Genomic DNA, 9,348 nt, shown 5'->3' on the forward strand with positions numbered 1-9,348 from the left:
TCCTGTGGCTGGTTGCCTTCGGCTTCTTCATGCAGACGCTGGACGCCACCATCGTCAATACCGCGCTGCCGGCGATGGCCGAGAGCCTGGGCGAGAGCCCGCTGCGCATGCAGTCGGTGGTGATCGCCTATGCGCTGACCATGGCGATGGCGATTCCCGCCAGCGGCTGGCTGGCGGACCGCTTCGGCACCCGGCGGGTATTCACCACCGCGCTTGCCCTCTTCGTCGCCGGCTCGCTGGCCTGTGCGCTGTCGCACAACCTCGGCCAACTCGTGGCCTCGCGGGTGCTGCAAGGCGTGGGCGGAGCGATGCTGCTGCCGGTGGGGCGGCTGGCGGTGTTGAAGAGCTTTCCGCGCGAGCACTTCCTCAAGGCGATGAGCTTCGTCGCCGTGCCCGGGCTGATCGGCCCGCTGATCGGTCCGACGCTGGGCGGCTGGCTGGTCGAAGCCGCCTCCTGGCACTGGATCTTCCTCATCAACGTGCCGGTGGGCCTGCTCGGTTGCGCCCTCAGCCTGCGCTACATGGCGGACTGGCGGTCTGCCGCGCTGCCGCCCTTCGACTTCACCGGCTTCGGCCTGCTCGCCTTCGGCATGGTCACCCTGTCGCTGGCGCTGGACGGACTGGCCGGCATCGGCCTGGGCCGCGCGCCGGTGCTGGTGCTGCTGGTGTTCGGCCTGGCCAACCTGGCGGCCTACTGGATACACGCCACCCGCCATCCGCGACCGCTGTTCCCGCCGCAGCTGTTCCACACCAACAGCTTCAGCGTCGGCCTGCTGGGCAATCTCTTCGCCCGCATCGGCAGCGGCGCCATGCCCTACCTGATTCCGCTGCTGCTGCAGCTGGCGATGGGCTACAGCCCGGCGCGGGCCGGCATGATGATGCTGCCGGTGGCCGCCTCCGCCATCCTTTCCAAGCGGCTGGCACCGACGCTGATCCAGCGCTTCGGCTACCGCCGCGTGCTGGTGGGCAACACCGCGCTGCTGGGCATGGCGATGGCCGCCTTCTCCCTGCTGGCGCCGGCGCAGCCGCTGTGGCTGCATGTGCTGCTGCTGGGCTGCTTCGGCGCGGTGAATTCCATCCAGTTCACCGCGATGAACACGGTGACGCTGAAGGACCTGGGCAGCGAGCAGGCCAGCGCCGGCAATGGCCTGCTCTCCATGGTGCAGATGCTGTCCATGAGCCTGGGCGTGTCGGTGGCCGGCGCCCTGCTGGCAGTGTTCACCGAGCGGCTGGACGTGGGCGCGGACGGGCGCCTGGCCGCCTTCCACGCCACCTATCTGTGCGTGGGCGCCATCACCATCGCCTCCGCCTGGATCTTCTGGCAGCTGGCGCCCGACGCGGACCGCACCGCCAGCGCCGAGAAGCAGAAGCTGGCGGACCTGGAATGAGGCGGCCCGCCCCGGCATGCCACCCCAGCCGGCATGCCTTGACACGTTAAATTACGACAATCATCATTGCTCGACGCGGAGGCCGCCAGCGCCTCCCACCTTTCCCCAGCCCCGCTCCCTTCCCGAGGTAAACGATGTTTCGTGGCCTGACCCACCGCGACGCCTGGATCGTCACCCTGTCGGCCGCCGGCATCCTGATGGTGACCATGGGCATCCGCCAGTCCTTCGGCCTGTTCATTTCGCCGATGAACACCGACACCGGCCTGGGCATCACCACCATCAGCCTGGCGCTGGCGGTGGGCCAGTTCGTGTGGGGCGCGATCCAGCCCATCGCTGGCGCCGCCGCCGACCGCTATGGCCCGGAGAAGGTCCTGATCGCCTCCATCCTGCTGCTGGTGGTGGGCACCGCGCTGACGCCCTTCGTCAGCAGCGGCATCGGCCTGATGGTGGCGCTGGGCATCCTCGCCTCCATGGGCTCCGGCGCCGGCAGCTTCTCGGTGCTCATCGGCGCCGCCGCCCAGCGCCTGCCGGCGGAGGCGCGCGGCGCGGCCTCCGGCCTGATCAACGCCGGCGGCTCCTTCGGCCAGTTCGTGTTCGCACCGGTGGCGCAGAAGCTGATCCAGGCGCTGGGCTGGATGGGCGCGCTGTGGTCCATGGCGGCGATGACGCTGCTGGCGCTGCCGCTCATCCGCAGCCTCACCGGCCGCGCCGCGCCACGGCCGGCGCCGGCCGCCGCCGGCGAAGCCGGGCTGTGGCAGGCGGTGAAGTCGGCCAGCGCGGACCGCAGCTACCTGCTGCTGCACGCCGGCTTCTTCACCTGCGGCTTCCACATCGCCTTCCTCGTCACCCATCTGCCGGGCGAGGTGGCGCTGTGCGGGTTGCCGGCGGGCGTGGCGAGCTGGTCGCTGGCCATCATCGGCCTGGCCAACATCGTCGGCAGCCTGTGCGCCGGCAACTGGGTGTCGCGCTACCGCAGTAAGCATGTGCTGTTCTGGATGTACGGCTCGCGCGCGCTGCTGATCGCCATCTACCTGATGAGCCCGAAGACGGCGCTGACCTTCTACCTGTTCGCCGCCGGCCTGGGCTTCACCTGGCTGTCCACCGTGCCGCCCACCGCCTCCATCGTCGGCAAGCTGTTCGGCGTGCGCTACCTCGGCACCCTGTTCGGGCTGACGCTGCTGTCGCACCAGGTGGGCGGCTTCCTCGGCGCCTGGCTGGGCGGCATCGCCATCACCCTGCAGGGCGATTACCAGTGGATGTGGTACGCCGACATGGCGCTGGCCGCCGCCGCCGCGCTGGTGAACCTGCCGATCCGCGAAGCGCGCATCACCCCGGTGGCGAAGCCGGCCTGAGGCTTCCCCCACGCATGCATACTGCACCGTAAAAAACGAACGGCCCGGATCGACCGGGCCGTTCTGTCTTGTACGGCTTGCGCGCCGCCGGCGGCCGGGACTCAGGCGGTGCCGCCCACCGTCAGGCCGTCGATGCGCAGCGTCGGCTGGCCGACGCCCACCGGCACGCTCTGGCCATCCTTGCCGCAGGTGCCGACGCCGGGGTCCAGCGCCATGTCGTTGCCTATCATGCTGACGCGGGTGAGCACGTCCGGGCCGTTGCCGATCAGGGTGGCGCCCTTCACCGGGCGGGTGACCTTGCCGTTCTCGATCAGGTAGGCCTCGGCGGTGGAGAACACGAACTTGCCGGAGGTGATGTCCACCTGGCCGCCGCCGAAGTTCACCGCGTACAAGCCCTTCTTCACCGACTTGATGATCTCCGCCGGGTCCTTGTCGCCGTTGAGCATGTAGGTGTTGGTCATGCGCGGCAGCGGCAGGTGGGCATAGGACTCGCGGCGGCCGTTGCCGGTGGGCTTCATGCCCATCAGGCGGGCGTTCATCATGTCCTGCATGTAGCCGGTGAGGATGCCGTCCTCGATCAGCACGGTGCGCTCGGTCGGGTTGCCCTCGTCGTCTATGGTGAGCGAGCCGCGGCGGTCCGGCAGGGTGCCGTCGTCCACCACGGTGACGCCCTTGGCGGCGACCTGCTGGCCGATCATGCCGGAGAAGGCGGAGCTGCCCTTGCGGTTGAAGTCGCCTTCCAGGCCGTGGCCGATGGCCTCGTGCAGCAGGATGCCGGGCCAGCCCGGCCCGAGCACCACCGCCATGGTGCCGGCCGGCGCCGGATCGGCGCCGAGGTTCACCGAGGCCTGATGCACGGCGGCGCGGGCATAGCCGCGCAGCACTTCGTCGCTGAAATAGCCGTAGTCGTAACGGCCGCCGCCGCCACCGCTGCCCTGCTCGCGGCGGGTGCCGTCTTCCATGATGACGGTGACCGACACCCGCACCAGCGGCCGCACGTCCGCCGCCATGTGGCCGTCGCTGCGCGCCACCAGCACCACTTCCCAGGAGCCGGCGATGTGGGCCATGACCTGGGTGACGCGGGCATCCTCGGCGCGGGCGTAGCCCTCCAGCCGCTCCAGCAGCGCGACCTTGGCGGTGTCGTCCAGCGAATCCAGCGGGTCTTCGCCGTGGTACAGGCGCTTACCGGGCTTGCCGGCGGCCACCGCGGTCTTGCTCCGGCCGCCGGCGTCGGCGATGGCGCGGGTGGCGGTGGCCGCCCCCAGCAGCGCGTTCAGGGAGATGTCGTCGGAGTAGGCGAAGGCGGTCTTCTCGCCGCTGATGGCGCGCACGCCCACGCCCTGCTCGATGTCGAAGCTGCCGGACTTGACGATGCCCTCTTCCAGGCTCCAGGCCTCGGAGCGGTGGTACTGGAAGTAGAGGTCGGCGTAGTCCAGCCGGTGCTTCATCAGCTTGCGGAACACTTTGTCCAGCTCCGCCTCGCCGAGGTCGTAGGGAAGCAGCAGCGTGCGTTCGGCGACTTTGAAGGGGTTCTTGGCTTTGCTCATGAGAGGTCCGGTTGTGGCGCCGCCGGAGTGGACCGGCGCGGCGCGAAAAGAATCATGCGTTGGGATGATGCACCGGAATCGGTCCTACTGTCCGCCCTGCAGGCAGCGGTGGCGCAGCGCCGGCAGGCTGGCGCGCACCGCGGCGAGCCGCGCCGGGTCCAGCTCGGCCATCGCCACGCCGGCGCCTTCCTCGCGGCAGGCCAGCACTTCGCCCCAGGGGTCGACGATCATGCTGTGGCCCCAGGTGACGCGGCCGCTGGCGTGCTTGCCGCCCTGCGCCGGCGCCATCACGTAGCACTGGTTCTCGATGGCGCGGGCGCGCAGCAGCACTTCCCAGTGGGCCTTGCCGGTGGTGTAGGTGAAGGCGGCGGGCAGGATGATCAAGTCCACCTCGCCCATGCTGCGGAAAAGTTCGGGGAAGCGCAGGTCGTAGCACACCGACAGGCCGACGCGACCCACCGGCGAATCGAAGGTGACGACGCGGTGGCCGGGCTCGATGGTGGCCGCTTCGTCGTAGCGTTCCTCGCCGCGCTGGAAGCCGAACAGGTGGATCTTGTCGTAGCGCGCCACCCGTTCGCCGCGCTCGTCGTAGACCAGCGTGGTGTTGCGCACCTTGTCGTCGGCCTCGGCCACCAGCGGCACGGTGCCGCCAACGATCCAGACGTCGTGGCGCTGCGCCGCCTCGCGCAGGAAGTCCTGCAGCGGGCCTTCGCCGTCGCGCTCGCGCAGGCGCACCTTGGCGCGCTCGTCGGCAGTGATCAGCGCGAAGTATTCCGGCAGCGCCACCAGGCGGGCGCCGGCGCCCGCCGCTTCGGCGATGAGGCCGGCGGCGATGCGCAGGTTGTCGGCCACGTCCGGGCTGGACACGGTCTGGAGGGCGGCGATGCGGGGGCTGGCGGTCGTCATGGGCGGGCGGATTCCGAAGCGGCGGGAGGGCCGGAGGTGTCGGGCAGGCGCGGGATGAGACTCTCGGCGGTCGAGCCCAGTTTCTCCACCTTGGGGTCGTCCCAGGTGCCGGTGATGGTGTAGTCGTAGGCGAACAGGCGCTCGAAGGGATCGCTGAGCGCCTTCTGCGCCAGGTAGGTGACGACGCCGGCCACCGGGTTGATGAGGCCGGCGGCAGCGCCGATGGCGACGGATTCGGACAGCGTGGGCTGCACCGTCACCCGCAGGTCCTGCGTTTCGGCGCCGACGTCGGCCGCGCCGCGCATCTGCACCCGGGCGGCGGCGCCGCGTATCTCCAGGTTTTCGGTGCGCATCACGCCGCCGTTGATGTCGATGTCGCCGGAGATGCGGTCGAAGGCGAAGCCCTCGGAAAAGACGTCGCGGAAATCCAGCGTGATCCGCCGCGGCAGCGCTTGCAGGCTGAGGATGCCGAGCAGGCGGCCGACGCCCGGATCCAGCTTGTTGAACTGGCCGCCGCCGGCTTCCACCTTCATTTCGCCGGCCAGCGAGGGATAGTCGATGCGGGTGGGCGCGCCGTGCCAGCCGAGCTGGCCTTCCAGCGTGGCCTGGCCGCCGCGCACCGTGTCCGGGTAGCCCATGCGGCGGGTGAAGCGGCCGATGTTGTCGGTTTCCAGCTTGAACTTGAGCCGGGTGCGCTGGGCGCCGGCCGTCTGCCACACGCCGCTGCCGGCGAGGCGGCCGTCCGGGTTGGCGACGGAGAAGCGCTCCAGCAGCCATTCGCCGCCGCGGTTGCGGGCATTCACTTCCAGCCGGCCCAGTTCCAGGCCGCGCAGCACGAACTGCTCGGCCACCACGTCCAGCCCCGGCAGGGAGCGCGGCGGCGGTTCCACCTCGGTGCCCCTGTGCTGGGCGGCATGCTCGGCGCCGGATTCGGCTTCGCTTTCGTAGACCAGGCGCTTGAAGCGGGCCATCACCGAGCCGTTGCCAGCCTCCCGCCAGTCGAAATCGCCCTGCGCCTTGTCGCTGTCCAGCCGCGCTTTCCAGCCGCCGGGGTCGGCCACCGCGCGCAGGCGCACGCCGGCCAGGCTCTGGCCGAAGAGCTTGAGCTGCTCCGCCTGCAGGGCGACGCCGGCCAGCGGCATGGCGGCGGCCAGGGCAGCGCCGTCGGCGGCTTTGCCGGCGTTGTCCTGGCCGCCCTCCAGGCCGACGGCATGGCGCCAGGCGTCGATGTCCAGCTGGTCGGCCACCGCCGCCACCATCACGCCCTTCTCCGCCATGCGCGCCGGCTGGGCGATGCCGATGCCGCCGCGCACCACCTTGCCGCCACTGCGCTCGAAGGCGGCCTGCAGGCGCTCGCCGAAATCCACCTTCAGCGAGGAGGTGGCACTGCCTGCCGGGTAATCCGCCACCACGGCCAGCGGCCATTTGTCGGTCGCCGGCTTGTTGAAGGGCGTGGGCAGGCTGGAGGAAATGCCGGCGAGGTCGGTATGGAAATTCACCTTGGTGCCGCTGCGGGCGACGGTGATCTGCGTCTGCCACGGCGTGGCGCCGGAGAGGTGATCCAGCACTGGCCAGCCGTATTCACGCTGCAGCGCCGCCGCGCCGGCGGTGCCGGAGACGGCGAAGGCGACGCTGCCGTCCTCGCCGGTGCTGGCCGTCATCTGCAGCGGCTCGCCCAGCACCTTGGCCTGCAGCTCGGAGACGCTGAACTGATCGGCGGTGAAGCGCAACCGGCCGGCGGCCTCGTCCAGCGGCGGCAGGCCGCTCACCAGCCACAGGCGGTTGGCGGCGAAGCGGAAGTCGCCGCGCACGGTGGTATCGCGCACCGAACGCAGCGGCATCACCAGCCGCAGGTCGAGGTTGCCGTTGCCCTCGGCGCGCATGTCGTCGGTGAAGCGGTTTATGCGCTCGGCCACCGGGCTGCCGGAAACGAAGCGCAGGAACTCGGCGGTGGGCCCGGCGGCGCGACCGTTGATGGTCATGATCTCGCCGCCGTGGGCGTCCAGGTCCGGCACCTCGGCGACCACGTTGGCCAGGTTCACGCCCAGGATGCGCGCCTTGGCCGCCTCCACTTTCAGCCCCGGCCCTTCGAAGCGGACCTCGCCGTAAATGCCCTGGATCTCCGGCCAGCCGGGGGCGTAGGCGAGTTCGGCATCGGCCACCTTGATGGTGACGAGGAACTGCCCCTCGCCCTGGCGATAGGGGAAGTCGTGCAGCTTGCCCTTCAGCCGCAGGCGGGCATCCGGCACCGCGGCGCGGCGGATGGCGTGCTGCACCCATTCATGGGTGTCGCGGTTCACCACCCGCGGCAGGTAGCGCCACACCGAGGTGCCCTCGGCGCGGGTGAGGCGGGCCTGCAGGTCGATTTCGCCTGGCCCGCCGGCTTCCGGCCAGTAGCGGCCGGAGGCGGTGCCGGCGGCGTCGGCGTTGTCGAAGCCGGCGGAATCCAGCGCGATCTCCAGGCGGCCGTCGCGCCGGCTCCAGCCACCGTCGGCCTTGAAGGAGGCGAAGCTGAGGCGGGCGTTCTCGAACACTTCCGGCAGGTCGATATGGGTGTCCTGGCCGGCGAGCTGGAAGCGGCCGCTGCGCTCGTCGCCTTCCAGGCTGCCGGAGAGGCCGCCGAGGCCGGGCAGGCTGTCGCGCGCCGCCAGGCCGATGCCGTCGAAGCGGGCGGCGAGCTTCCAGCTCTCCGGTGCGGCCGCCTGGCCGCGCCACTCCAGCTTCACATTGCTGGCGCTGCCGCGCGGGTCGAAGGCGGCAAGGCGGCTACGCACCCCGTCTTCCAGCGGCAGGTGGGCGGCGATGCCGGCGAGCGCGGCGAAGTCCAGCTGGTTCACCTGCAGGCTGCCGCCGGCCTCGCCCAGCGTCAGCGCGAAATCGGTGGGGGCGATCTGCAGCCCTTCAGCGCTGAGGCTCAGCTGCCGGGTGGAGAGCGCCAGCGTGCCGTCCTTGCGGCTGGCGGCCAGTTGGCCCTGCAGGCGTTGCAGGCGCAGTTCGGGCAGGTCTTCGCCCAGCCGGGTGACCACGCCTTCCAGCGCAAGCTCCGCCTCCATCGCGCTGCGCTCGGCGCCGTCCAGATTCACCCAGGCGCGCAGCCCACCCTGGCCCTGCAGCGGCAGCGGGTAATCCACCCAGGGCGTCCAGCCGCCGAGGTCGGCGCGTTCCAGCGCGAGGTAGAGGCGGCCGCGGGTCTGCGCCGGCTCGTCCAGCGCGAGGTGGGAGAACTCGCCGCGCAGGTCCAGTGTGGAGGCCAGCGCTTCCGGGGGCTGCGCCTGCAGCGCGAAGCGGTGGCCGAGCAGCCGCCGCTCGAGCAGGAACTCGACCTGCTTCAGCGCCAGCGGCGGCGCGCTGCGCATCTCATCCGTCCAGTTCAGCGCAGCGCCGTGCACCACCACCTGGTGCTGCGCCAGCAGCCAGTCGGCAAAGCCGCCGCCCGCCGGCCCACCGCCCAGGCGCACGCCGGCCACCACCACGCCGCCGTCGGCCTCGCGCCGCACCGCCACCTCCGGCGAGGAAATCTCCAGCCGGTGGAAGCGCAGCTCCAGCCGCAGCAGCGAGGACCAGGACAGGGTGGCGTCCACCTGCGGCAGGCGCAGCGCCGGCCGGCCGGCTTCGTCCAGCAGGGTCAGGCCGGTGAGGTGCAGCCGGGGCCGCAGACCGGCCCAATCGCCCCGGAGGCCTTCGATCTGCACCGGCAGGCCGACGTTGCGCGAGGCCAGCGCCGCGATCTGCTCGCGGTAATCACCCAGGCGCGGCACCACCACCTCGCGCACCAGCAGGAACAGGCCGCCGGCGAGAAACCACAGCGCCAGCAACGCATAGGCCGTGCGCCGCAGCCAGCGGCGCAGCCGCCCGCCGCCGACAGGGGCCGGCGCGGCTTCGGAAGTGGTGGCCTGTTCGCTCATGGAGGTAAAGACTATGGCAGCCCGCTGAATATCCCCGCCATCCGGGCAAACCAGCGGCGAAGCGCCCGACCGCGCGCCGTTCCTGGCGGGGCGGGCAAACGCGGGATTCTACCAATCTTCGCCCGCCAGACCGGTACGCTCCCACAGCCGGATACACACTTCCGCCTCACTTTTACTCACCTTTACCGCGCGGGCCGCCTCGCCTGGCCGCCGCCGCCCCCGCAACCGGCCAACGGCCGCCCGCCCAAGC

General features: G+C 71.1%; 5 protein-coding genes. 2 read left to right on the forward strand and 3 right to left on the reverse strand.

Annotated elements, in window-relative coordinates:
• Nucleotides 1–1,388 (forward strand): multidrug transporter subunit MdtD (gene mdtD / locus GRF61_RS22085; RefSeq protein ID WP_169152780.1); only part of this gene is annotated, 1,388 nt, incomplete at its 5' end.
• 134 nt (nt 1,389–1,522) lie between these two features.
• Nucleotides 1,523–2,740, forward strand: coding sequence for an MFS transporter (locus GRF61_RS22090; RefSeq protein ID WP_169152781.1), 1,218 nt, complete (start codon nt 1,523–1,525; stop codon nt 2,738–2,740).
• Between the two features lie 101 nt (nt 2,741–2,841).
• Here GRF61_RS22090 and tldD read toward each other — a convergent pair whose 3' ends face one another.
• From tldD to GRF61_RS22105, 3 genes are all read right to left on the reverse strand, one after another.
• The gene (tldD, locus tag GRF61_RS22095) at nt 2,842–4,287 is read right to left on the reverse strand and encodes a metalloprotease TldD (protein ID WP_169152782.1); all 1,446 of its coding nucleotides are present in this window, start codon (nt 4,285–4,287) and stop codon (nt 2,842–2,844) included.
• Between the two features lie 84 nt (nt 4,288–4,371).
• Nucleotides 4,372–5,193 (reverse strand): carbon-nitrogen hydrolase family protein, encoded by an 822-nt coding sequence (locus tag GRF61_RS22100; RefSeq protein WP_169152783.1) that lies wholly within the window; start codon nt 5,191–5,193, stop codon nt 4,372–4,374.
• Nucleotides 5,190–9,098: a YhdP family protein gene (locus tag GRF61_RS22105; protein ID WP_169152784.1), complete on the reverse strand. Its 3,909-nt coding sequence runs from the start codon at nt 9,096–9,098 to the stop codon at nt 5,190–5,192. The genes GRF61_RS22100 and GRF61_RS22105 overlap by 4 nt, the downstream gene beginning before the upstream one ends.
• Nucleotides 9,099–9,348: the final 250 nt, after the last annotated feature.

The sequence above is a fragment of the Azoarcus sp. TTM-91 genome, assembly GCF_012911025.1.
GTDB lineage: Bacteria > Pseudomonadota > Gammaproteobacteria > Burkholderiales > Rhodocyclaceae > Azoarcus.

Excerpts from the sequence above, each read along its gene's own strand:
- GRF61_RS22100 (WP_169152783.1), bottom strand. The coding sequence starts at position 5,193 with ATGACGACCGCCAGCCCCCGCATCGCCGCCCTCCAGACCGTGTCCAGC.
- GRF61_RS22105 (WP_169152784.1), bottom strand. The coding sequence starts at position 9,098 with ATGAGCGAACAGGCCACCACTTCCGAAGCCGCGCCGGCCCCTGTCGGC.
- tldD (WP_169152782.1), bottom strand. The coding sequence starts at position 4,287 with ATGAGCAAAGCCAAGAACCCCTTCAAAGTCGCCGAACGCACGCTGCTG.
- GRF61_RS22090 (WP_169152781.1), top strand. The coding sequence starts at position 1,523 with ATGTTTCGTGGCCTGACCCACCGCGACGCCTGGATCGTCACCCTGTCG.